The 23,801-nt window shown below is 68.8% G+C and carries 16 protein-coding genes; 12 read left to right on the plus strand and 4 right to left on the minus strand.

The window, feature by feature from the left end:
* The first annotated feature begins 55 nt into the window (after positions 1 to 55).
* From FS770_RS03735 to FS770_RS03765, 7 genes are all read left to right on the plus strand, one after another.
* Complete coding sequence (locus FS770_RS03735; protein WP_145009957.1) at positions 56 to 2,029, plus strand: type I restriction-modification system subunit M; 1,974 nt, start codon at positions 56 to 58, stop codon at positions 2,027 to 2,029.
* A gap of 29 nt (positions 2,030 to 2,058) precedes the next feature.
* A complete protein-coding gene (locus FS770_RS03740; RefSeq protein ID WP_198145201.1) occupies positions 2,059 to 3,315 on the plus strand; it encodes a restriction endonuclease subunit S in 1,257 nt (418 codons plus the stop codon).
* A gap of 9 nt (positions 3,316 to 3,324) precedes the next feature.
* Positions 3,325 to 6,525, plus strand: a complete 3,201-nt coding sequence (locus tag FS770_RS03745; protein ID WP_145009963.1) for a type I restriction endonuclease subunit R — start codon at positions 3,325 to 3,327, stop codon at positions 6,523 to 6,525.
* A 529-nt stretch (positions 6,526 to 7,054) separates the two neighbouring features.
* A complete protein-coding gene (locus FS770_RS03750) occupies positions 7,055 to 8,266 on the plus strand; it encodes a TAXI family TRAP transporter solute-binding subunit (protein ID WP_145009966.1) in 1,212 nt (403 codons plus the stop codon).
* A complete protein-coding gene (locus FS770_RS03755) occupies positions 8,263 to 10,491 on the plus strand; it encodes a TRAP transporter permease (RefSeq protein WP_244944718.1) in 2,229 nt (742 codons plus the stop codon). Before FS770_RS03750 ends, FS770_RS03755 begins: the two co-directional genes overlap by 4 nt.
* Before the next feature lie 339 nt (positions 10,492 to 10,830).
* Entirely contained in the window at positions 10,831 to 11,637 is an 807-nt protein-coding gene (locus tag FS770_RS03760; protein ID WP_145009969.1) for an enoyl-CoA hydratase/isomerase family protein, read from the plus strand.
* Complete coding sequence (locus FS770_RS03765) at positions 11,634 to 12,509, plus strand: 3-hydroxyacyl-CoA dehydrogenase family protein (protein ID WP_145009972.1); 876 nt, start codon at positions 11,634 to 11,636, stop codon at positions 12,507 to 12,509. The genes FS770_RS03760 and FS770_RS03765 overlap by 4 nt, the downstream gene beginning before the upstream one ends.
* On the opposite strand, the gene FS770_RS03770 is transcribed toward FS770_RS03765, so the two are convergent.
* A complete protein-coding gene (locus tag FS770_RS03770) occupies positions 12,500 to 13,435 on the minus strand; it encodes a LysR substrate-binding domain-containing protein (RefSeq protein WP_145009975.1) in 936 nt (311 codons plus the stop codon). The genes FS770_RS03765 and FS770_RS03770 overlap by 10 nt on opposite strands.
* A 245-nt stretch (positions 13,436 to 13,680) precedes the next feature.
* On the opposite strand from FS770_RS03770, the gene FS770_RS03775 reads away from it, so the two are divergent.
* From FS770_RS03775 to FS770_RS03785, 3 genes are all read left to right on the plus strand, one after another.
* Positions 13,681 to 14,859, plus strand: a complete 1,179-nt coding sequence (locus FS770_RS03775) for a CaiB/BaiF CoA transferase family protein (protein ID WP_145009978.1) — start codon at positions 13,681 to 13,683, stop codon at positions 14,857 to 14,859.
* Positions 14,856 to 16,058, plus strand: coding sequence for an acyl-CoA dehydrogenase family protein (locus tag FS770_RS03780; protein ID WP_144940774.1), 1,203 nt, complete (start codon positions 14,856 to 14,858; stop codon positions 16,056 to 16,058). The genes FS770_RS03775 and FS770_RS03780 overlap by 4 nt, the downstream gene beginning before the upstream one ends.
* A gap of 221 nt (positions 16,059 to 16,279) precedes the next feature.
* The gene (locus tag FS770_RS03785; RefSeq protein ID WP_244944719.1) at positions 16,280 to 17,506 is read left to right on the plus strand and encodes a phosphatase PAP2 family protein; all 1,227 of its coding nucleotides are present in this window, start codon (positions 16,280 to 16,282) and stop codon (positions 17,504 to 17,506) included.
* Here the strand turns inward: FS770_RS03785 and FS770_RS03790 are convergent.
* Positions 17,415 to 18,314, minus strand: coding sequence for an MBL fold metallo-hydrolase (locus FS770_RS03790; protein ID WP_145009981.1), 900 nt, complete (start codon positions 18,312 to 18,314; stop codon positions 17,415 to 17,417). The two genes, FS770_RS03785 and FS770_RS03790, sit on opposite strands and share 92 nt — an antisense overlap.
* Positions 18,315 to 18,403: 89 nt before the next feature.
* On the opposite strand from FS770_RS03790, the gene gluQRS reads away from it, so the two are divergent.
* Complete coding sequence (gene gluQRS / locus FS770_RS03795; protein WP_144940780.1) at positions 18,404 to 19,336, plus strand: tRNA glutamyl-Q(34) synthetase GluQRS; 933 nt, start codon at positions 18,404 to 18,406, stop codon at positions 19,334 to 19,336.
* A 302-nt stretch (positions 19,337 to 19,638) separates the two neighbouring features.
* Positions 19,639 to 21,180 (plus strand): sodium/proline symporter PutP, encoded by a 1,542-nt coding sequence (putP, locus tag FS770_RS03800; RefSeq protein ID WP_144940784.1) that lies wholly within the window; start codon positions 19,639 to 19,641, stop codon positions 21,178 to 21,180.
* A 197-nt stretch (positions 21,181 to 21,377) separates the two neighbouring features.
* Here putP and FS770_RS03805 read toward each other — a convergent pair whose 3' ends face one another.
* Positions 21,378 to 22,355: an L-lactate dehydrogenase gene (locus FS770_RS03805; protein WP_186366675.1), complete on the minus strand. Its 978-nt coding sequence runs from the start codon at positions 22,353 to 22,355 to the stop codon at positions 21,378 to 21,380.
* Positions 22,356 to 22,673: 318 nt separating this feature from the next.
* Complete coding sequence (locus tag FS770_RS03810) at positions 22,674 to 23,618, minus strand: HpcH/HpaI aldolase/citrate lyase family protein (RefSeq protein WP_144940791.1); 945 nt, start codon at positions 23,616 to 23,618, stop codon at positions 22,674 to 22,676.
* Between the last annotated feature and the right edge of the window lie 183 nt (positions 23,619 to 23,801).

The following is a 23,801-nucleotide window of genomic DNA, read 5'->3' on the forward strand; positions in this document are numbered from 1 at the left end:
CACCCGGACCCTACACTCGGCAGTACCCTCCCGATCACCACGTAAGGCCCCACAAGTGTTCAACCACGCGTCCTTCATCTGGGGTGCGGCGGACATCCTCCGCGGCACCTACAAGCAGCACGAGTACGGCGATGTGATCCTGCCGTTCACGGTCCTCTTCCGCCTGGATGCGGTGCTGGCCCCCACCAAGGAGGCGGTGCTGGAGGCCATTGGCCCCATGTACGTGGGGGTGGAGCCGCCCATTGCCATGCTCCGCAACCGCGCGGGCCACACCTACAGCTTCTTCAACCGCTCGCAGCACGACCTCAAGTCCATGCAGGGCGATCCGGACAACCTGGAGGAGAACCTCCGGGACTACGTGAACGCGTTCTCCCCGAACGTGCGGGAGATCTTCCAGAAGTACCGGTTCGAGGACACCATCGTGGACCTCGCGAACCACGATCTCCTGCTGCAGATCCTGCAGCACTTCTCCAAGGCCAACCTGCACCCGGACGCCGTCAGCAACGACCAGATGGGCCACATTTTCGAGGAGCTGATCCGCAAGTTCGCGGAGGCCTCCAACGAGACGGCGGGTGAGCACTTCACCCCGCGCGAGGTCATCGACCTGATGGTCACCCTGCTGCTCACGGACGACGCGGACCTCACCGTCCCCGGCCTGATCCGCGAGGTGTACGACCCCACGGCCGGCACCGGCGGCATGCTCTCCGTGGCGGACGACAAGATCACCGCCCTGAACCCGTCCGCGCAGGTGAACCTGCTGGGCCAGGAGATCAACCCCGCGTCCTACGCCATCTGCAAGGCGGACATGGTGGTCAAGGGCCAGCCGATCGACAACATCGTGCTGGGCAACACCCTCACCGAGCCCGCGTTCCGGGGCCGCACGTTCCACTACTGCCTCTCCAACCCGCCGTTCGGCGTGGACTGGAAGCAGAACCGCAAGGAGGTGGAGCGCGAGCACACGGTCGCGGGCTTCGGCGGCCGTTTCGGCCCGGGTCTGCCCCGCGTCTCGGACGGTTCGCTGCTGTTCCTCATGCACATGATCTCCAAGATGCGCGAGCCGGGCTCCGCGGACGAGAACCAGGCGGTGGGCCGCGCGGCCATCGTGCTCAACGGCTCCCCGCTGTTCACGGGCGGCGCGGGTTCCGGCGAGTCGAACATCCGCAAGTGGGTCCTGGAGAACGACTACCTGGAGGCCATCATCGGCCTGCCCACGGACATGTTCTACAACACGGGCATCTCCACCTACGTGTGGCTGCTGTCCAAGAACAAACCCGAGGAGCGCCGCGGCAAGGTCCAGCTGATCGACGCCACGGACATGTTCGTGAAGATGCGCAAGTCGGTGGGCTCCAAGCGCAAGCAGCTCTCCGCGGAGAACATCGCGGAGATCGCCCAGCTCTACCGGGACTTCGCGGAGACCAAACGCTCCAAGATCTTCCGCACCGAGGACTTTTTCTACCGCACCATCACGGTGGAGCGTCCGCTCCGGCTCAATTTTGCGTGCACCCCCGAGCGCGTCGAGCGCGTCATGGCCGCCAAGCAGGTCGCCAAGCTCTCCGACGACGACGCCGCGGCGCTCCGTTCCGCACTCACCATCCTGTCCCAGCGGGGAGACGGCACGGTGAGCACCAATCGCGCGCGGTTCACCAATGAGTTCATGGAAGCCGCCACGGAGGCGGGCCTCCGCTTGAAGCCCGCGCTCGTGAAGGTGATCGTCAACGAGCTGAGCGAACGGGACGAGGACGGTGAACTCCAGACCGGGCGACTCAACCAGCCCGAGGCTGATTCGACACTGCGGGACACGGAGAACGTCCCCTGGGACGAGGACATTCACGAATATCTGGAACGCGAGGTCAAGCCTTTCGTTCCCGACGCCTGGATCGACGAGTCCAAGACCAAGGAGGGCGCGGAGATCCCCTTTACCCGCCACTTCTACGAGTACGTCCCACCCCGCCCGCTGGAGGAGATCGACCGAGACCTGGACGAGGTCCTGGGCCGCATCCGCGCAAGGTTGGAAGAGGTGAAGAATTGAGTCGGTCAAAATCACCATGGCTTACGGACTTGCCTTATGGATGGCGCGCCGTCAATCTCGGGCACGTTGCTACTGTCGGGACCGGATCTGCGGATGTGCAAGACTCCCAACCTAATGGCATATACCCTTTCGTCGTACGGTCACCCAAATTATTAAAGCTAGGAAATTACACGCACGACACCGAGGCCGTCCTGACGGCAGGGGACGGCAACGTCGGGGAGATTTTTCACCACTTGAAGGGGAAGTTTGCCGCCCATCAGCGCGTTTATGTCATTGAACCGGGGCGAAACTTGTATGGCAGATTTCTTTACTATGTCATGCGGGGGTCATTTCTAAACTCCCTCCAAGGTAATACCGCGAAATCAACCGTAGAATCCCTCAGGCGGCCCATGCTTACGGGTTTCTCGATTCCGCTGCCTCCCGTGCGCGTCCAGCAGCGAATCGCAGACTACCTGGACCATGAGACCGCCGAAATCGATGAGTTCATTAATTATCAAACTTCTTTACTGAAGTTTCTCGATGAAAAAATCGAGGCGCAAATCACGACCTCCACTTCTCGGGGGTTCGACAACCACGAAGCAACCGGCAACCATTGGTATCCTGAGTTGGGGGCAGGCTGGAAAATCGGTCAAGTAAAATCACTTTCCCTAAAGCTCACGGACGGCGCCCACATTTCCCCCGTAACGGAAAATGGCACCTACCCATTTGTATCCACGAAAGATGTTAAACGTGGCAAAATTGATACCATTAATTGCTTGCACACCGATGCTTCGTCTGCCGAATATATGATCCGGACTGGCTGCAAGCCAGAAAGCGGAGATGTTCTTTTTTCTAAAGACGGGACAGTGGGAGAATCGGCCATTGTAGGCCCCCACCTCGACTTTGTCGTTGCCTCGTCCCTGGTTATAATTCGACCTAACCCGAAACTAATAACACCCTCGTTCCTGCGGATGACACTCCTGGCGCGTCCGGTACGCGAGCAGGCACGCGCCTTCATGAAAGGGGCCGGGTTACCGCGTATCTCGGTGGCGAACGTCGGACGCCTGATCACTCCAATCCCCTCCCTTGCCGAGCAGCAACGAATCGCCGTCTACCTCGACGACCAAATTCGTCAAGCCGATAGTCTTCGCGAAGACGTATTGCACCTAATCGACCTCGCCCGCGAGCGCCGCGCCGCCCTCATCACGGCCGCGGTCACGGGTCAGGTCGACGTCACCGCCAGGAACAAGCCCGCCGCGGAGCAGCTGGAAGACGACATCGCGCAGGGTCTGCACAGGGAGAACTAGGGAGAGCCCATGAGTCAGCAGCACCAGGAGAAGAATCTCCAGCAGGAGATCGCGGAGTACCTCGGGGAGCACGGGTGGTTCCACTCGGAGACCTCGACCGGTTATGACAAGGAACGTGCCCTCTTCCCCGAGGACGTCCTGGGCTGGCTCGAAGACACCGACCCGGAGAACTTCGCGAAGGTCGTCCCGCCCCACGGTGACGATGCCGCCCGGGCCAAGGGTGAACGTCGCATCCTGGACCGGCTCACCAGTCAGCTCTCCCAGCCCGAGCGGGACGGCGGTGGGGTGCTGAACGTGCTCCGCAAGGGCTTCCTGGTGCCCGGTGCCCGCCGCTTCAAGATGCTGCAGATGCCCCCTGCGGACGACCGCAACCCCCAGATCGCCGCGCGCTACGCCCAGAACCGGCTGCGCGTGGTCCAGGAGGTCGTGTACTCCACCCGCAAGGCAGACCGGATCGACCTGGTGTTCTTCCTCAACGGCCTGCCCGTGGCCACGGTGGAGATTAAGACCGACTTCACCCAGTCGCTCCAAGCCGCGATCAAGCAGTACGAGAACGACCGCACGCCCGCCGGCGAGCCCCTGCTGACCCCCTTCCGGGGCGCGCTGGTGCACTTCGCGCTCACGGACCACGACGTCTACATGACCACCGAGTTGAAGGGCCCGGGGACCTCGTTCCTGCCCTTCAACCGCGGCCACCACAACGGAGCGGGCAACCCGCCCAACCCGAACGGCGCACGCTCCTCGTACTTCTGGGAGGAGACCCTGCAGCGGGACACGTGGCTGAGCATCCTCACCAGGTTCGTCTATGTGAACCACCAAAAGAAGGTGGATCCGCGCACGGGCGCGGAGATCGACCGCGCGCAGATCCGCTTCCCCCGCTACCACCAGTGGCGCGCGGTCAGCCGGCTCACCGCCGCCGCGCGTGAGGACGGCCCGGGCCACAAGTACCTCATCCAGCACTCCGCCGGTTCCGGCAAGACGGACTCCATTGCGTGGACCGCCCACCGCATGGCCACCCTCCACACGGCCGCCGGGGACAAGGTGTTCGACACCGTCTTCGTGATCGCGGACCGCCAGGTGCTGGACCGTCAGCTCCAGGACGCCGTGGACCAGCTGGTCAACAGCACGGGCCAGTTCCAGCCCATCACCTCGGGCTCGGAGGGTTCCAAGACGGGGCAGCTCATCGAGGCACTCTCGGCGGGGGTGCCCATCATCGGCGTGACCCTGCAGACCTTCCCCTACGCCCTGTCCAAGATCCGGGAGAAGGGCGGCTCGTTCGAGGGCAAGCGCTTTGCGGTGATCGCGGACGAGGCCCACTCCTCGCAGTCCGGCAATGCGGCCAGCGCGGTCAAGGAGCTGCTGTACCTCAACGACCCCACCGCGGCCACGGGCACCGACTCCCCCGCGGTGGACGAGAACGGCGAGCTGGAACCGGGCGCCGATCAGGACGCCCTGGTCCGCATGGCGGCCCAGGCGGACGACGGCCACCGGATCAGCTACTTCGCGTTCACCGCGACCCCCAAGGCCAAGACCATCGAGCTCTTCGGCACCCCCAACGAGGCGGGCAAGAAGGAGCCGTTCGACCTCTACTCCATGAAGCAGGCCATCCAGGAGGGCTTCATCCTGGATGTGCTGAAGAACTACACCACCTACGAGCGCGTGGCCAAGATCGCCCTGCGGGGTTCGGACCCCGCGAACGTGCCCGGCGGGAACGGGACGAACGGCGGGGAGGGGGCGGCAGCGGCGTCGTCGTCCGGGGAGAGTACGGAGAGCGGCGAGGTGGACGTGCGCCGGGGCACGCGCGCGTACATCGGGTTCGTGGAGCTGCACCCCACCAACGTGAGCTCCAAGGTGGACGTGATCGTCAAGCACTACCTCACCACGGTGCAGCCCGCGCTGAACGGGCGCGGCAAGGCCATGGTGGTCACCGGCTCGCGCGCGGCCGCGGTGCAGTACCAGCGCGCGTTCCAGCGCCACATCGAGCGCGAGAACCTGCCGCTGAAGACCCTGGTGGCGTTCTCCGGCACGCTGCCGGACCCGGACGTGGCGGTGATCGGGCACGGCGAGCGCCCCGAGGTGACCGAGGCGTCCATGAACCCGGACGTGCGCGGGCGGGACCTCGCGGCGGTGTTCAACCAGGACGACCAGAACATCCTGATCGTCGCGAACAAGTACCAGACCGGCTTCGATCAACCCCTGCTGGTGGGCATGTACGTGGACAAGCAGCTTTCCGGCATCGCCGCCGTGCAGACGCTGTCCCGGCTCAACCGCCGCATGGACGGCAAGACGGACACGTACGTGCTGGACTTCGTGAACGACCCGGACCAGATCCTCGCGGCGTTCCAGGAGTACTACGAGGACGCGGAGATCAAGACCCCCTCGGACCTTGACCTGGTGATCAAGCAGCTGGAGAAGCTCAAGGCCGCCGCCATCTTCACGGACGCGGAGGTCGATCAGGTGTGGGACGCGTGGAACCACGTCCACGGCCGCCACACGGCGCTGCTCCCGGGCCTGGACCCCGCCGTCTCCCGTTTCATGGAGCGCTGGGACCGCGCGGGCGACGACGCCGCGGAGCGGGACACGCTCGAGGAGTTCCGTTCCCTGCTGGGCCAGTACGTGACGTCCTACGCGTTCTTCTCGCAGATCCTCAACTTCGGGGACCCGGAGTTCATCAAGCTCTCCGTGTTCGCGGACCTGCTGGGGCGCCAGCTCAACGCCAGGCTGGACACCGAGATCCCCGAGACGGTCACCGCGGAGGACGTGGTGCTCACGCACTACCACCTGGAGAAGCAGCGCGAAGAAGACTTGAAATTACAGGAAGACCAGGCCGAGGGGCTGCGCGGGCTCACCGAGGTGGGCATGAGCAAGCAGGCGGAGCGCGAGCGGGCCGCCAAGGCCGAGCTGGTGGAGAAGGTCAACAAGTACCTCGGCGGGCTGGACGCCTCGGACGAGTACAAGGTGACGTCCGTGGACCTGTGGCTCACCCCGGCCCAGGAGAACGAGAACCTCCGTCAGCAGGCCCGCAACAACACCCCGGATGACTTCGCCCGCTCCCCCGAGCTGCGGGTGGTGCTGGAGGACAGCGTATGGCGCCACAACGACCTCTCCGAGAAGTTCGCGAAGCTCCTGCAGGACATGCCCACCGACGAGCTGGTGTCCCTGGCCATGGCGGCGGGGTTCTACGAGCGGCTGCGGGGGCAGGCGGGGTAGGGCGCGGGGGAACCCGTGGTGCATGGGTTTCCGCGGTGCCTGGTGGTTGCTCTGCTCATGCAGTTCATCTGGCACGAGACCACCTGGGGACTCATGGTTGCCCTGCTGGCACTCATGCTCAGTCGCATTCCCGCACCGGGCACAGCGGCCCGCAAGCGGGCGGCGCAGGAGGCGGCGCGGACCCGTGAGGAGCGCAAGGTCCGGTCCCAGCGGCGTCGCACTGAGTGGCCGCGAACGCCCGGGACGGGGCCTGGCCGACGGCCCGCTCCGCCCGCTGAGCCGGGCGCGCGCAAGCCGCTCCACCCCCACCCCCACCCGCGACCGGCAGCGGCGCCCACCTGTGTCGCAACCCGGCCCGGCGTTGCCCACCCCGACCACCACTGATACCCGTTCGTCATGAAACTCGCGAGTAAGTGTTCTGGATCACCCCAGCACTGTATGAATGGGAACCTCCGGTTGTCCGGCCCTTTCGCACGCGCGACAGGCGCGGGACCCGGGCGATCCGACGGACCCGTTCAGTGGAGGCCCCATGCCCCGTACACTCAACCGCCGCGCGCTCCTGGCCGCAGCGGCGTCGTTACCCGTGCTGGCCGGTGTGGCCGGGTGCTCGGGCGGCTCGAAGGCCGCCGGGGGCTCGCAGCAGCTCGTGTGGTCCACGTACGGCGTGGGCACGGGCACGTACAACGATCTCGCCGCGGTGGCCAACACGCTGACCCAGACGACGGGCCGACAGATCCGGCTGATGACCTCGGACACCGGCATCGGGCGCCTGGCGCCGCTGATCAACGGAACCGCGCAGTACTCGCGCACCGGGGACGAGTACTACTACGCGTTCGAGGGCAACGACGAGTACTGCTCGGAGCAGTGGGGCCCGCAAGCGCTGCGCCTCGTGTGGACTCCCCCGGGCAACTACGGGGTGCTGGTGCGCAAGGACAGCGGCATCGAGACCGTGGCGGACCTCAAGGGGAAGAAGTTCCCCAAGCTGATCGCGAGCACGTCCATCAACCGCAAGATGGAGGGGATCCTCAACTTCGGCGGCCTCACCGGCAAGGACGTCCAGATGGTGGACGTGACCTACAGCGGCCAGATCGAGGCGCTGAAGACGGGGCAGATCGACACCCTGTACCAGAATGTGGTGGGCGCCAACGTCTCTGAGCTCGCGTCCCAGTACCCCATCCGCTGGCTGAACCTGGGCGGCGGCACACCCGACCAGTACGCCACGTGGAAGGAGCTGGCGCCGATGGTCAAGCCCGGGGAGTTCTCCAAGGGCGCGGGTCTGGCCAAGGGCGAGACGGCGGTGAACATGCAGTACACCATCCCGGTGGTCGCCCGCGCGGACCGCCCCGCGGAGGAGGTGGCCGCGCTGGTCGCGGACATGGACCGCTACTACCCGGACTACAAGGACACCACCCCCGACGCCCACCGCTTTGGCACGGACCAGATCCAGCTCACGCCCCTGGTGATCCCGTTCCACGACGCCATGGTGGATTTCCTCATCAGCAAGGGCCGCTGGAGCAAGGACCTGCAGACCCGTCAGGACGCCCTGCTGGAGCGCGAGCACCGCATGCACGAGGCCTGGCCCGCGTTCTGGCAGGACCACAAGGACCGCGAGGACCCCAAGTCCGCGCGCAAGGAGTGGGTGACCTGGAAGAAGAGCAATCTCCCCGAGCTTCCCGAGACTCCCGGCACCCTGCCCGGGCAGACCTCCCCCACCACGTCCCCCTCGGGAGGCACTGAATGAGCTCCTCACAGCAATCCTCTGACGCCCTCGGCGCCACGCGCTCCACACGGGGCGCGAGTACGACCCGCCCCGACGACGTCGGGCCCGCCTACGATCCTCGCACCGGCGCCCCGGTCACCGGCACGGATCTGCGATCCCACGGGGGCGACGACGCCGCGCAGCCCACCATGCCCTCGGACGTCTCCCTGCACGATGCGAGTCCACGCCTCACACCGTTCTGGCGCACCGTGCTGATCGTCCTCACGGTGCTCGGCATCCTGCTGACCATGAACCAGGTGTTCTTCTGGAACGTGGGCGGGGTGACCATCCCCACCAACTCGTTCCTGTACCTGCTGATCGGGCTCTTCGTGCCCATCGTGTTCATCGTGACGCCCCTGCGCCAGCACGCTCCCGGGTCCGCGGCTCGGCAGCGGCGGGGCGTGCCGTGGTACGACGTGCTGCTGGTGCTGGCCGTGGTGGGCACCAGCGTGTACTTCGCGGTGCACGGCATCGAGATCCAGGAGTACGGCTGGCAGTACATGGCCCCCACCCTGGCCACCGTGCTGAGCTTCGTGTTCTGGGCCCTGATCCTGGAGACCCTGCGCCGGGCCGCCGGTCTGGTGGTGCTCGTGATCGCGTTCCTGTTCTCCGTGTACCCGCTGTTCGCGGGGATCATCCCGCTGTCCTTCCTGCAGGGCATCTCCTACGACCTGCCCACCCTGGCCCAGGTGCACAGCATGGGCGTGGACAGCGTGCTGGGCCTGCCCCTGCAGACCGCGGGCACCATCCTGGTGGGCTTCCTGCTGTTCGGCGTGGTGCTGCAGCACACCGGCGGCGCGGACTTCTTCCACGAGCTGTCCATGGCCGTGTTCGGCCGCTACCGCGGCGGCTCCGCCAAGGTGGCCGTGGCCAGCTCCGCGGCCATGGGCATGATGAGCGGCTCGGCGGTGTCCAACGTGCTGACCACGGGACCCATGACCATCCCGGCCATGAAGCGCTCCGGGTTCAGCGCCCGGGTGGCCGGGGCCGTGGAGGCCACCGCGTCTTCCGGCGGCTCCATCACCCCGCCCATCATGGGAACCGCCGCGTTCCTCATGGTCTCCTTCGTGGGCGTGCCGTACACCTCCATCCTGGTGGCGGCCACCATCCCCGCGATCCTCTACTACCTGGGCATCTTCCTGCAGATCGACGGCTACGCCGCCCAGCGCGGCCTGCGCGGCACGCCCAAGAACCTGCTGCCGCGCGCCGGCCACGCCCTGGCCATGGGCTGGCCCTACCTGGGTGCCCTGGCCGTGCTCACGGTGCTGCTGTTCACCACGGATTCCGAGGCGCAGGTGCCCTACTGGGTGGTGGCCATCCTGCTGCTGATCGCCCTGGTCAAGCCCAGCGTGACGTTCGGCCCCCGCCAGTGGGTGGACATGGGCGTGGACGTGGGCAAGACGCTCGCGCAGATCGTGGGGATCATCGCGGGCGTGGGCCTGATCCTCGGTGGGCTGACCGCCACGGGCGTGGCCCTGTCCCTCTCGCGTGACCTGGTAGCCCTGGTGGGTGACAACGTGGTGCTCATCCTGATCGCTGGCGCCGTGGTCTGCTTCGTGCTCGGCATGGGTCTGACCATCTCCGCGGCCTACGTCTTCCTCGCCATCGTGATGGTCCCGGCGGTCACCGCGCTCGGCGTGGACCCGATCGCCGCGCACCTGTTCGTCATCTACTGGGCCTCGGTCTCCTACATCACCCCGCCCGTGGGGCTCGCGGCCTTCGCGGCGGCGGGCATCTCCAAGGCCTCCCCCATGGCCACGTGCTTCTCCGCCATGAAGCTCGGCGCGGTGAAGTACGTGGTGCCGTTCGGCTTCGCGCTCAACCCCGCGCTGGTGGCCCAGGGGGAGCCGGTGCACATCGTGCTGGCCTTCCTCTCCAGCCTCGTGGCGGTCTACGCGATCGCCGCGGCCATGGGCGGGTGGCTCACCTTCGTGGAACGGCAGCTGCCCGTTCCCCTGCGGGTCGTGCTCGCCGTGGGCGGCTTCATGATGTTCCTGCCGGGGGTGCTGGTCACGCTGATCGGCCTCGCACTGGTCGCCGCAGCGGCAGTTGCGGCGCGCCTGAGCCGGCCGCGCGCCGTCGTCGACCCCGAGACGGGACAGATCACCCGGGTGCCCCAGGGCGCCCACGACCCGCGGGACCACGCCGACGACGACGCCGCTGCCTCCACTTCCGAGACCCCACCCTCAGCCCCGACACACAGGTAACGGCATCTGAGGTGTGGCACTGCCCACAGAACCGCACGCCGGGCGGGCAGGTCTACACCTCAGAATCGCAGCGGGCCCGGACACCCGAGGCAGCCACCCGCCGCCGTCGTCGCCTCCGTACCGCGCCTCCCCTGCAGTCGCCCCGCACCGCACCCAGGCCGCCGTTACCCCCGCGCCGCACCCCGCCCGCCGTTGCCTCACCCACTCGCAATCAATACCCGTTGCGCATCAATTCCCCGACCGTGTGGAGTAGTTCACCCCCGGAGCGGTATGAATGGAGCGAGCAGCCCCGCGCCAGACACCGCGGGAGAACGCACGACCACGAATGGAGCACACACCATGAGCCCAGACCCCAGCGACGTCCTCACCGTGGAGGTGGCGGACGGGATCGCCCTGGTGACCGTCAACCGCCCGGAGGTGCGCAACGCGATCAACGCGACCGTGCTGCAGGCCCTGACCCGCACGCTGGAGGAGCTCGCCGCGGACGACGACGTCCAGGTGCTGATCTTCACGGGCGCCGGGGACAAGGCGTTCGTGGCGGGCGCGGACATCAACGAGCTCGCCGTGCGCACGCCCCGGGACGGTCTGAAGGCCACCATGCAGAGCGTGTACGAGAAGGTGGAGCAGTTCCCCAAGCCCACGATCGCCGCGGTGAACGGGTACGCGTTCGGCGGCGGCCACGAGCTGGCCCTGGCGTGCGACATCCGCGTGGCCTCCACGAACGCGCAGTTCGCGCTGCCAGAGACCGGGCTGGGCATCATGCCCGCCGCGGGCGGCACGCAGCGCCTCGCCAAGCTGGTGGGCCTGGGCCGCGCCACGGAGATCATCCTCACCGGGCGCCGAGTGAAGGCCAACGATGCCCTGGCCATGGGACTCGTCACGGACGTCGTCGATCCGGGCGAGCTGCTGGACACGGCCCGCGAGACCGCGAACGCCATCATGTCCAAGGGCCCGCTGGCCATCCAGCTCGCCAAGACCGTGGTCCGCCACGGCTTCGACGTGGACCACCAGACCGGGATCCTGCTGGAACGCCTGGCCCAGTCCGTGCTCTACAGCAGCGCGGAGAAGACCGAGGGGACGAACGCGTTCCTGGAGAAGCGCAGCCCGGATTTCCGGGGCGCGGCACAGAAAGAGGTGAACAAGTGAGCAAGAACCCTGTGCAGCAGATCGAGCACGTGACCGTGATCGGTGCGGGCGCCATGGGATCGCAGATTGCCATGGTGTGTGCGCTGGCCGGCTACGACACGGATGTCGTGGACATCGCCCAGGAAGCCGTGGACAGGGCGGCCGAGCAGCTGCGCTCCCGCATGGACCGGGACGTCAGCAAGGGCCGCCGCACCCGGGAGGACGTGGACGCCGCGTTCGAGCGGATGACCTTCTCCACGGACCGGGACGAGTGCGCGGCTCAGGCCGACTTCGTGATCGAGGCCGCGGTGGAGGACCTGACCATCAAGCGCCAGGTCTTCGCGGAGCTGGACGCGGTGTGCCCGGAGCACACCATCCTGGCCACGAACTCCTCGAACATCGTCTCCTCCCGCGTGGCCGACGCCACGAACCGCCCGGAGAAGGTGTGCAACGTCCACTTCTTCAACCCGGCACTCGTGATGAAGTGCGTGGAGGTGGTCCCCAACCCGGCCACCTCGCCGGAGACCGTGGAGACCGCCATGGCACTCGCCCGGTCGATCGGCAAGGAGCCCGTGCAGCTGAAGAAGGAGGTCCCGGGCTTCGTCGCCAACCGCCTGCTCGGGGCGCTGCGCACCGAGGCGCTGAAGCTCTACGAGGACGGCGTGGCGGACTACGAGGACATCGATGTCGCCGCGAAGACCGCACTGAACCACCCCATGGGGCCGTTCGAGCTCATGGACATGGTGGGAATCGACGTCGTCTACCTGATCCGCCTGGCCGAGTACGAGCAGACGGGTGACCCCGCGTCCCTGCCCGCAGAGTCCATCCGGGAGAAGTACGAGGCCGGCGAGTACGGCCGCAAGTCCGGAAAGGGCTGGTACGACTACGAGTAGGACGCCGGGCGGTCCTCCGCCACCTGCGCACGGCGGGGGCCGCCGTACAAGCTCTGCGCCATGTGCACGACCGCCCGCAGCGCCGGGTTCGGGTCCGCCCCGCGCCACAGGATCTGCACCTCGAGCGGGCGCTGCTCCTCCGCGAGCGGCAGGAACACCACGCCGTCCGAGGACACGTTGTCCCGCACGGTGTCCAGGCTGAGCGCGCACCCGATCTGTGCCGCCACCAGCACCAGCAGGGTCCAGGAGTCCGGCGCCACCTGGGCGATCCTGGGCATGAAGCCCGCCGCCATCGCCATGGAGGTCAGCCGGTTCTGCAGGGCCGCGCCGGGCCCGGTGGGCAGGATCACCCAGGACTCCTCCGCGAGCTGCGCCATGCTCACGCGCTGCTCCCCGGCCAGCGGGTGGTCCGCGGGCAGCACCACCATGAGCTCCTCGTAGCCCAGCACGCTGGAGCGCAGCTCCGCCGGGATGAAGTCCCACCGCCCGATCGCGGTATCCAGCGTGCCGTCCAGCACCTTCTGCATGGCCAGGTGCGAGAACTGCGAGCCGTGCAGCTCCAGGTGGATGCCGGGGCGGTGCACGCGCACGTGCCGGGCGAGCTCGCCCACGGTCCTGTTGATCGACGCACCGGCAAAGCCCAGCCGCACCCGCCCGGTCTCACCGGTCACCGACTTCGCCACGGCAGCGCGCGCGTTCTCGGACGCTGCCACGAGTGCCTTCGCAGGCTCCACGAGCGCCGCGCCGGCCGGGGTCAGTGCCACCTGGCGGGTGCTGCGCTCGAACAGCGCGGTCCCCAGGGACTTCTCGATGCTCTTGATGAGCCTGCTCAGGGGCGGTTGCGCGATCCGCAGCTGGGCCGCCGCCCGTCCGAAGTGCAGCTCCTGCGCCACTGCGAGGAACGCCCTCGCCTCGTGCACCTCCATGGTGGACCTGCCTTTCCTCGTGCGCTGTCGACGCCGCCCGGTCGGCACGACGTCGTCCCCGCCGCGCCGTCGTGACCTCACCGCCGCGGGCGTTCGACGTCGTCGCCACCCAGGGGACGCGCGGCCCACGGCCCGGTCACTGTTGTCCTCAGGGCATCAATGACTGCCTCGTTCTGTATTGGACAGAACATAATGCCAGTGCTTATGTGGTGCAAGACACATCCTCGTCCCCCTAGGGAGTCCACATGTCCCTGACCAGCAACACCCCCGGCACGGGCCCGCTCAGCGGTGTCGTCGTCGCCGACTTCTCCCGGATCCTCGCCGGACCGTACTGCACCATGCTGCTCGCGGACATGGGGGCCACGGTGATCAAGGTGGAGGGCCCCGAGGGGGACGACACCCGGCTGTACAAGCCGCCGAGCGTCAACGGGATCGGCACGTACTACCTCTCCGTGAACCGCAACAAGCACTCGATCGTGCTGGACCTGAAGGACCCGCAGGATCTGGAGACCGCGTACGAGATCATCGACGCCGCGGACGTGTTCATCGAGAACTTCAAGCCCGGTGGACTGGCGCAGTTCGGCCTCGACGCCGAGTCCGTGGCCGAGCGCTGGCCGCAGCTCGTGCACGCGAGCATCACCGGCTTCGGCACCAAGGGCGGCAGCCACCTGCCGGGCTACGACCTGCTGATCCAGGGGGTCTCCGGGTTCATGTCCGTGACGGGCTCCCCGGACGGACCCCCGCAGCGCGGCGGCGTCGCGTTGTTCGACGTCATCACCGGCCTGCATGCCGCCGTGGCCGTCCTCGGGGCCCTGAACGAGCGCGGCGTCTCCGGGAAGGGCCAGCACGTGGAACTGGACCTGCTCTCGGCGGCGCTGTCCGGTCTGGTCAACCAGACCACGGGCTACGCGGCATGCGGCAACGACCCCCAGCGTCTCGGCAACGAGCACCCGAGCCTGTTCCCGTACGGCCCGTTCCCCACCGCGGACAAGGAACTGATCATCACGGTGGCCAACAACTCCCAGTTCACCCGCTTCTCCACCGTTCTGGGAATGCCGGACCTCGTCCGGGACCCCCGCTTCGACAGCGTGGAGCACCGGAACACCAACCGGGAGGAGCTGCGGGTGCTGCTCAACGGCGCGCTGCGCACCGAGACCGCCGAGACCTGGGCGAGCAGGCTGCAGGCCGCCGGCGTGCCGTGCGCTCCGATCCTCAGTATCCCGGAGGGCGTGCAGTACGCGGCGTCACTCGGCCTGGACCCGGTCGTGCAGGTGGGCCAGGGGGACGAGACGGTGCCGCTCATCAAGAACCCCGTCAGCTACAGCCGCACCCCCGTGTCCTACGACAAGGCCCCGCCGGCGCTCGGCGCGGACACCGAGGACGTCAGGCAGTGGCTGCGCACCCACCGAAAGGACCCGTCATGAGCGAGCTGCTCGAGAACCCCGACTTCTTCCTCCTGGACCAGGACCTCTCCGCGGAGGAGACCGCCCTGCGGGACCGCGTCCGCGCGTTCGGCCGCGAGCGCATCCTGCCCGTGATCAACGAGTACTGGGAACGGGGGGAGCACCCCGAGCCGGTGTTCGCGGGGCTCGCGGAGCTGGGCATCGTGGGCACCTTCATCCAGGGCTACGGCTGCCCGGGGCTCTCCCGCCAGGCGGCGGGGCTGGTGGCGCGGGAGATGGGCCGGGTCGACGGCTCCGTGAACACGTTCTTCGGCGTGCACTCCAACCTCTGCATGGGCAGCATCTACATGCTCGGCAACGAGGAGCAGCGTCAGCGCTGGCTGCCCGCCATGGCGGAGGTCGAGAAGACCGGGGCGTTCGCGCTGACCGAGCCGGACCACGGCTCGGACTCCGTCTCCTTGGAGACCTCCGCCCGCCGGGACGGCGACCACTGGGTGCTCAACGGCCACAAGCGCTGGATCGGCAACGGCCACGCCGCGGACGTGACCGTGCTCTACGCCCGCGACGAGGCAGACGGGCAGGTCAAGTGCTTCGTCGTGCAGAAGCAGCAGGACGGCAGCTACCCGCAGGGCTACGAGCCCACCGTGATCGAGGGCAAGGTGGGCAAGCGCGCCATCAACCAGGCAGACATCGTGATCGAGAACCTGCGGATCCCGGACGAGAACCGCCTGGAGCACTGCAACAGCTTCAAGGACGTCAACAAGGTCCTCAAAGCCACTCGGGGCGGTGCGTCCTGGGAGGCCGTGGGCCACGGCATGGCGGCATTCGAGATCGCGGCGAAGTACGCCCTGGAGCGCGAGCAGTTCGGGCTGCCCATCGCCAACTACCAGCTGGTGCAGGAGCGGCTGGCCACCATGCTCTCGGACCTGACCTCCATGCAGCTGCTGTGCACGCGCATGGCGCACCTGCAGGAGACCGACCAGCTCACGGACGCCATGGCCTCGCTCGTGAAGATGACCACCTCCCGCAAGGCCCTGGAGATGTGCCGCACCGCCCGGGATATGCTTGGCGGCAACGGTCTGCTGCTCGAGAACCACATCGGCCGTCACCTCACGGACATGGAGGTGGTCTCCACCTACGAGGGCACCGACTCCGTCCAGGCGCTCATCGTGGGCCGCGCGATCACGGGAGTCTCGGCCTTCACCCGCACCCGCCGTTGAGTCACGGGCTGGCGACGGGCTGGGCCACCGACCGGGTTACGACGCCGCCGCTCCCGCACCCTTGCACGCCCGTCACCCCCCGCGCGGGGTGGCGAGCGCGACCGCCGTCCCACCTCACAGCCCCGGCATAGCGGAACGTGCCACCATGGTGTCCGGCCCACTGCACTGCAGGGCGGGCCGCCCGTGCCGTCCCCCTCTCAGTCCGGTGAGGTAGTCCTTCCGTGTCCTACGCGTCCTTCCCCCCTGGTCCCCACGCCTCGTACCCCGCCCCCGGTGCGCCGGCTCCCGGAGCACCCCGCCGCGTGCGGGCGCGCTCGGTGGTGGGCACCCTGGTGGTGCTCGCGCTGCTGTTGTGGGGCCTGGTGCTGGTCGTCGCCCACGCCGGGCTGCAGACCGTCACGGGCCAGGCCCTGGACGAGGTGGCCCTCGCGCAGGCGAAGGCGGACCGCAATGCTTACTTCCCCCGCCCGGTGCTCGTGCTCGCCCAGTACGCCCCGGAGGTCGTCGCGCTGCTCGCGGGCGTCCTGGCGCTCGTGTGGGCGGTGCGCTACCGCCGCTGGACGGCCGCCCTGTGCGCGGCCGGTGCGGTGATCGCGGCGAACGTGACCACCCAGTTCCTCAAGCACGGCGTGCTGGACAAGCCGGACCTGGGCATCCAGCAGATCGCGTCCAACTCGTTCCCCTCGGGCCACACCACCGCCGCGGCATCCTTCCTGATGGCGCTGCTGCTGGTCGCACCCCCGCACCGCCGCGCCCGCGCGGGGCGCTGGGGGGCCTTCCTCGCGGCGGTCGTGGGCATGCTCACCGTGGTCAACGGCTGGCACCGCCCCTCGGACGCCGCCGCCGCCGTGCTCGTGGTGGCCGGATGGGGTCTCGTGGCGGCGCTCGCGGAACGGCTGATCGGTTTCGCCCTCGCGCGCACCGGGCGGAAACGGCGCGGTTTCGTGGGTGCCGGGCTGCGCCGCTACCGGGAGGACCGCTCCCGCCGACGCCGCCGACTCTCCTGGCGCGAGGACCGCGGGGGCAGCGCCTACGTGCCGCCCGCCCACGAACGGCAGGCGGAGGAGCGCGAGTGGGCGTCGTCGTCAGGGCGCGAAGATCCGCGCGGTGGCACACGAAACAGCGGGGAGTGGAACGACGCCGCGCAGAGTCACGCCGCGTCGAACGGCGGCGGCCAGCGGGCGGCGTCGTGGGACCGGCAGTCACCGAGCCGCGAGGCGGAGGACGGCAGCCCGTGGTTCCCGGCCCGTCCGCGCACGGCCACGGCGTTGATCCTGGTGGTGCTCACTGCGGTCCTGCTCGCGGCAGCCGTGTGGTGGCCCTACCCGACCGTGGCCGGGACGCTCGCCGGGCGCATCACGGTGCTGGCGGGGTACCTGGGTATTGCTGCGGCGGCGGCTCTGGGGTGGGCTGCGGTGGCTGCGCGCCTGCGGTCTCCGATTCGATGAGCGCCAGCCGGTCCAGGAACACGCGGGCTACGCCAGCCTGGTAGGGCAGGCGGTACATCGCCGCGGTGGACGGGCCCTCGCCCGAGTCCAGGACGTCCTGGGCGCGGCGCACCGCCAGCTCCATGGTGTCTGCCTGCTGGGCCACGAAGTTCGCGGTCACCGGCGTGCCGTGGCCCGGCACGAAGGCGGTGTAGCGCTCCAGGGTGGCGAGCGCGCGCAGCGACTCCGCCCAGCGCTGCGGGTAGGCGTCCTCGAAATTGGGGTCAGCCCCCTCCTCCACCAGGTCACCGCAGAAGACGACGTCCTCCACACCCACGCAGACGTCGTTGTCCGTGTGGCCCGGGCCCAGGAAGAACAGGGTGACCGGGCGCTCGCCCAGGTCGATGCGCGTCAGCGAGGGCCTGCGGCCGTTGCCGGGAAGCGTGTTGGTGGGCAGCACGAGCTGGGTGTCGATCCCGGAGCCCTCGCCCATCTCCGGCTCCTGAGTGCTCACGATGCTGCGCTGGAACTCGCCCACCACACCCATGGCGGTGGCGCACGCCTTGTGGGCCCAGAACTCGGTGGCACCGGCGCGCGCGAACACGGCGTTGCCCATGTAGTGGTCGTAGTGGGCGTGGGTGTTGACCACGGTCAGCGGCAGCGTGGTGATGTCCCGCACGGCGGCCAGGATCTCCCGCCCCTGCCGCGGCCCGGCGCCCGTGTCGATCACCAGGGCGCGCTGAGTGCCAACCACGAGACCGGAGTTCAGTCTCCAGTTCTCGGTGCCGATCACGTAGACGCCGCGGCGCAGCTCCTGGGTGCGTGCCATGGAGCCATTCTATCGGCTGGGCACCGGCTCCCCGCATCCCAGCCGCAGGTGGGAAAGGTCAGACTGGGCCCGGTGCTACTGTGTGCCGCGTGTCCGCCCCCACGCCAGAGAACGCCCTGAGCCCGGCTGGTCGCTTCGCACCCTCCCCCTCCGGGGACCTGCACCTCGGGAACCTGCGCACGGCCCTGGCCGCGTGGGGTTTCGCGCGGGCCACCGGCCGCCGCTTCCTGCTGCGTGTGGAGGACCTCGACCGGGTCAAGCAGGGTGCCGCGGAGCGCAACGTGGCGGACCTGCGAGAGCTCGGCCTGGACTGGGACGGGCCCGTGGCGCTGCAGTCCGAGCGCATCCCGCTGCTCCTGGACCGTGTCCGCACCCTCACGGACGCCGGGCTCACCTACGAGTGCTACTGCACGCGCCGGGAGATCCACGCGGCGGCCTCCGCACCGCACGGCATCCCGGGGGCCTACCCCGGCACCTGCCGGGAGCTGAGCGCGGCCGAGCGCGAACGCCGTCGTGCGCAGCGGCCCCCCGCCCTGCGGCTGCGCGCGGAGGTCACCGAGTTCGCGGTCCGGGACGAGCTGGCCGGGCCGTTCACGGGAGCGGTGGACGACATGGTGCTCGTGCGCAACGACGGCACCCCCGCCTACAACCTCGCCGTGGTGGTGGACGACGCCGAGCAGGGCGTGGACCAGGTGGTGCGCGGGGACGACCTGCTCCCCTCCGCACCGCGCCAGGCGTACCTCGCCGCACTGCTGGGCCACCCGGCGCCGTCCTACGCACACGTGCCGCTCGTGCTCGGCCCGAGCGGCGAACGGCTGGCCAAGCGCGACGGTGCGGTGACCCTGCGCGAGCTGCGGGAGCTCGGGTACTCCACGGGGGATGTGCTCACGTGGCTGGCCACCTCCCTGGGGATCGAGCAGCCCGTGCGCACCACCGCGGACGTGCTGGAGCACTGGGATCCCTCGGCATGGCTGCGGGAACCCACCGCGTTCCAGCCGTGGCCGGAGAGGCGGACGGGCTGACGCCCTGGTTCTCGTCGTCCCTCCGACGGCGCAGCGACCGCTCAACGGCGGGGCCGGGGCCGGTCCCGGAAGTGTCCACCAACGCCGCAGCACCGGCTCGGTCGAACAGCCAGGTGGCGTCGGATTCGCCGGCGCCGTGGCACCGTTCGAGGGCGCCCGACGCGCCACGTTCCCACCCCTGCTACGGGGCCCGTCCCGCAGCGGGTAGCCTAGTGAGTTGCCTCACCCACCCCGGCCGCGCCCACACGCACGCATCCCTGCACCGGGCGCAGTCTCCCGTTCCCGCACCGGAAGGCACGCGCATGTCCGATCAGGCGTACCAACTCATCGCGATCCTGGCGTACTTCGTCGCCATGATCTGCATCGGCCTCTGGGCCAACAGCAAGACGAAGGACCTCGACGACTACATGCTGGGCGGACGCAACCTCAAACCCGGGGTGGCGGCGCTCTCCGCCGGCGCCTCGGACATGTCCGGGTGGCTGCTCATGGGCCTGCCCGGCGCGGTCTACGTGTCCGGGCTCGTCGGTGCCTGGATGGCCATCGGTCTCACCGTGGGCGCATGGGTCAACTGGAAGATCGTGGCCCCGCGACTGCGCGCCTACACGGAGGTCTCCAACAACTCCATCACCATTCCGTCCTTCCTGGACAACCGCCTGAAGGGCAACAACCGGATCCTGCGCGTGGTCTCCGGGCTCATCATCCTGGCGTTCTTCACGTTCTACGTGTCCTCCGGCATGGTGGCCGGTGGCGTGTTCTTCCAGTCCTCGTTCGGCACGAGCTACCTCACCGGCATGCTCCTGGTGGCCGGCGTGACCGTGCTCTACACGTTCTTCGGCGGCTTCCTCGGCGCGTCCTACACGGACCTGTTCCAGGGGCTGCTGATGCTCGCCGCGCTCATCATGGTCCCCGTGGTGGGTGTCTTCCTGGTGGGTGGACCCGGTGAGATGGTCCGCCGCGTGCAGAACGTGAACCCGGACGCGCTGTCCCTGGTGGCCGGTGGCACCGTGATCAGTGTCATCTCCGCCGTGGCGTGGGGCCTGGGCTACTTCGGCCAGCCGCACATCATCGTGCGCTTCATGGCCATGCGCACCCCGGCGGACGCCAAGCCCGGACGCCGCATCGGCATCACCTGGATGCTGCTCACCGTGCTGGGCGCCGTGGGCACGGCACTGGTGGGCCTGGCCTACTACGGCAACCGTCCGGGCGAGCAGCCCACGGACCCCGAGGCGATCTTCCTGGACATGTCCCAGGTGCTCTTCCATCCCCTGATCGCGGGCCTGGTGCTCGCTGCCGTGCTGGCGGCGATCATGTCCACGATCTCCTCGCAGCTGATCGTCTCCTCCTCAGCGCTCGTGGAAGACCTCTACAACCTTGCCGTCAAGCGCACCCCCAATCCCAAGACGCAAGTGTGGCTGGGTCGCGGCGGCGTGCTGCTGGTCGCCGTGGTGGCCGCGGGCCTCGCATGGCAGCAGAACTCCACCATCCTGGACCTCGTGAGCTTCGCGTGGGCCGGCTTCGGCGCCGCCTTCGGTCCCGTGGTGCTCATGAGCCTGTTCTGGCGCAAGCTCACCCACGCCGGTGCCATCAGCGCCATGGCGGTGGGTGCCATCGTGGTCTTCACGTGGCAGTACACCCCGTGGAGCGACCTCTACGAGATTGTCCCCGGGTTCGTCCTGGGCGGGCTGGTGGGCATCGTGGTGTCCCTGCTGACCCACCGTGAGAACCCCGAGATCGACCGTGAGTTCGACGAGACCCTGCGCCTCGTGCGCCACCCCGAGCAGGCGGACCCCGCCGCGGCCGCACAGGCCGCAGCCGCAGGTGACGCCCCCGCCGGAACGCTCTGACCGCGGCCGGGTGACCGTCACCGCCTGAGCCCCGCGGTCCGGTCATCTCCCGCGGGCCACCGCCGGCTGAGACGTGCGGCCCCGCACGGACGGTGGCCGTCACGGCACAGGCTCCGCGGTGGCGTCGTCGTCGACAACGAACGATCCCCGCACCCTCCAACCGGAAGGTGCGGGGATCGTCGTCTGTCAGCTGCGGCTCAGAAGCCGAGGTCGCTCAGGGTCTTGCGCATCGCGTCCGCGGAGGCGTGCAGCTGCTGCTCCTCCCGCTCGCCCATGGGGATCTGCAGCCGCTGGCCCACGCCGGTGCCACCCACCACGGAGGGCACGGACAGTGCGACCCCGCTGATGCCCCGGTAGTCCTCGAGCACCGTGGACACGCTCATCACCGCGTGCTGGTCCTTGAGAACGGCCTCGGCGATCCGCGCCCCCGAGAGACCGATTGCGTAGTTGGTGGCGCCCTTGCCCTGAATCACGCGGTAGGCGGCGTTGACCACCTCTGCGCGCAGCACCTCGAGACGCTCCTCGGTGAAGGGACGGCGCCCGTCCACCTCCCACTCCCGCAGAGGCACCTGACCGATGGTCGCCGAGGACCAGACCGGGAACTCCGTGTCACCGTGCTCGCCGATGATGTAGGCGTGCACGCTGCTCGTGTTCACCTGCGCCTCGTTGCCGATCAGCCAGCGCAGCCGGGAGGTGTCCAGCACGGTGCCGGAGCTGAGCACCCGCTGGTACGGCAGACCCGTGATCCGCTGGGCCACCACCGTGAGCACGTCGCACGGGTTGGTCACGAGCACGTACACGGCCTGCGGTGCCTGCTCGACCAGCTGCGGCATGAGGGACTTGAGGATCGCGGTGTTCGCACCGGCCAGGTCCAGGCGGGTCTGACCGGGCTTCTGCTTGGCGCCGGCGGTCACGAGGATGATGTCCGAGTCCTTGAGCACGGCGACGTCGTCCGAGCCCTCCACCCGCACTCCCGGGGCGAACATCTGCCCGTGGGAGAGGTCCAGGGCCTCGGCCTCGACCTTCGCGGTCTGCAGGTCGTAGAGGGCGATGTCCGTGGACACACCCCGGATCATGGCGGCGTAGGCCAGCGAGGTCCCCACGGACCCCGCCCCCACGACACCGATCTTCGTGCGACGGACAGTGGTTTCGATCGATGCGTTCACGGGTGTCATCTCCGTTCGATTCCGGCGACCTGCACCGGCCCGAAGGTTCCGCCCCGGGCCGTCGCAGTTGGCGGGAACCGCCGACCCCGCCTCCATCCTCGGTGGTGGTGCGCAGCGCGCTCCCACCAGGTATTTTCCTCCGCCCCGCTGGGTTCCGGCAATGATGCGTCCCATGCAGGGCACGCGTGTTGCGCGTGGGCCGGGTGGGACGGACGGGGACGACGGCGTCACCCGCGTGGGCGGGGACAGCGCCGTCGTCCGGGTGGGAGACAACGACGACGCCGCGCTGGGATCCCGGCGCGGCGTCGTCACTGCATCAGCTGCGTCTCAGCAGTGGTAGGTGTCCGTGGGGGCCTCGAAGTGCATGTCGTAGCCCTCGGGCAGGCGCATGCCGAACGCCGTGGCCAGACCGAGCACCTTGCGGGCACGGGCCAGTCGCGGCAGGTCGGAGCCGTTGCGGATCTGCCCGCCCTCGGCCTCGAACTCCTGCAGGAACTCGGTGGCCCAGGACAGCTCGCTCAGGGAGGGCGAGAGGCCCTCGTTCACGGTGGTGGTCTGCTCGGGCATCAGGCACAGCTTGCCGGTCATGCCGAACTCGTCGGTCACCCCGGTGGCCTCCGCGAGCTTGGCACCCAGCGCACCCACGGCGGGGCCGTCGATGGGACCGGGCAGATTGGCCGCGCGGGACGCGATGGTGAACTGCGAGCGCGTGTAGGCCAGCGCCATGGGGTTCTCGCCGAAACCGGTGTCACGGCGGTAGTCGCCGATGCCGAACGCCAGGCGGTAGGTGGAGCGCGCGGTGGCGATGTCCTGGAGGTTCTGCACGCCGCGAGCGGTCTCCACGAGCGCCACGATGCGCGTGCCCCGCAGCATCTCCGCGGTGCGGGTCACGTGCTCGGGGGACTCCGTCATCGCGAGCATCACCCCGTCCAGGCCGGAGACGTCCCGCAGTGCGCGCAGGTCGTCCTCCCACCACGCGGTGCCGAAGCCGTTGATGCGCACCCACGCGCGGTTGTACTGGCCGTCCTTGCCGCGGCGGCCGAGCCACTGGATCACGTTCTCCCGGGCCTGAGCCTTGTCTGCGGGCGCCACGGAGTCCTCGACGTCCAGGACCACGGCGTCCGCGGCGCTCTGCGCAGCGGCGTCGAAACGGGCGGTGTGTGAGCCGTTGACGAGCAGCCACGAACGGGCGAGCTCCGGGCCCACGGTGGGCATCTCGGACGGGTCGATGGTCATGGTGTCGGCTTCGGTGTCGGCAAACGTGGTGGTCATGGTGTCACTTCGCGATCTGTGTCTGAGAACGGACACGCCCCCGCGGTCCTGGTGCGCTCTCGCGGCGGGCGCCGTGCGGCGGTCCCGGAGTGGACCTCCGGGCGGTGCCGCACGACATCGGAGCCGCCGGTCCGAGCGTGGGGGACGGGGTGGCGCGGGTCGGCCTGCGCGCCGGGCCAACCG

This window comes from Kocuria salsicia, from assembly GCF_007681555.1.
GTDB lineage: Bacteria > Actinomycetota > Actinomycetes > Actinomycetales > Micrococcaceae > Kocuria > Kocuria salsicia.

Bases quoted from the DNA above. Each gene is read 5' to 3' on its own strand.
- FS770_RS03745 (WP_145009963.1), top strand. From the start codon at position 3,325: ATGAGTCAGCAGCACCAGGAGAAGAATCTCCAGCAGGAGATCGCGGAG.
- FS770_RS03750 (WP_145009966.1), top strand. From the start codon at position 7,055: ATGCCCCGTACACTCAACCGCCGCGCGCTCCTGGCCGCAGCGGCGTCG.
- FS770_RS03755 (WP_244944718.1), top strand. From the start codon at position 8,263: ATGAGCTCCTCACAGCAATCCTCTGACGCCCTCGGCGCCACGCGCTCC.
- FS770_RS03760 (WP_145009969.1), top strand. From the start codon at position 10,831: ATGAGCCCAGACCCCAGCGACGTCCTCACCGTGGAGGTGGCGGACGGG.
- FS770_RS03770 (WP_145009975.1), bottom strand. From the start codon at position 13,435: ATGGAGGTGCACGAGGCGAGGGCGTTCCTCGCAGTGGCGCAGGAGCTG.
- FS770_RS03775 (WP_145009978.1), top strand. From the start codon at position 13,681: ATGTCCCTGACCAGCAACACCCCCGGCACGGGCCCGCTCAGCGGTGTC.
- FS770_RS03780 (WP_144940774.1), top strand. From the start codon at position 14,856: ATGAGCGAGCTGCTCGAGAACCCCGACTTCTTCCTCCTGGACCAGGAC.
- FS770_RS03790 (WP_145009981.1), bottom strand. From the start codon at position 18,314: ATGGCACGCACCCAGGAGCTGCGCCGCGGCGTCTACGTGATCGGCACC.
- putP (WP_144940784.1), top strand. From the start codon at position 19,639: ATGTCCGATCAGGCGTACCAACTCATCGCGATCCTGGCGTACTTCGTC.
- FS770_RS03805 (WP_186366675.1), bottom strand. From the start codon at position 22,355: ATGACACCCGTGAACGCATCGATCGAAACCACTGTCCGTCGCACGAAG.
- FS770_RS03810 (WP_144940791.1), bottom strand. From the start codon at position 23,618: ATGACCACCACGTTTGCCGACACCGAAGCCGACACCATGACCATCGAC.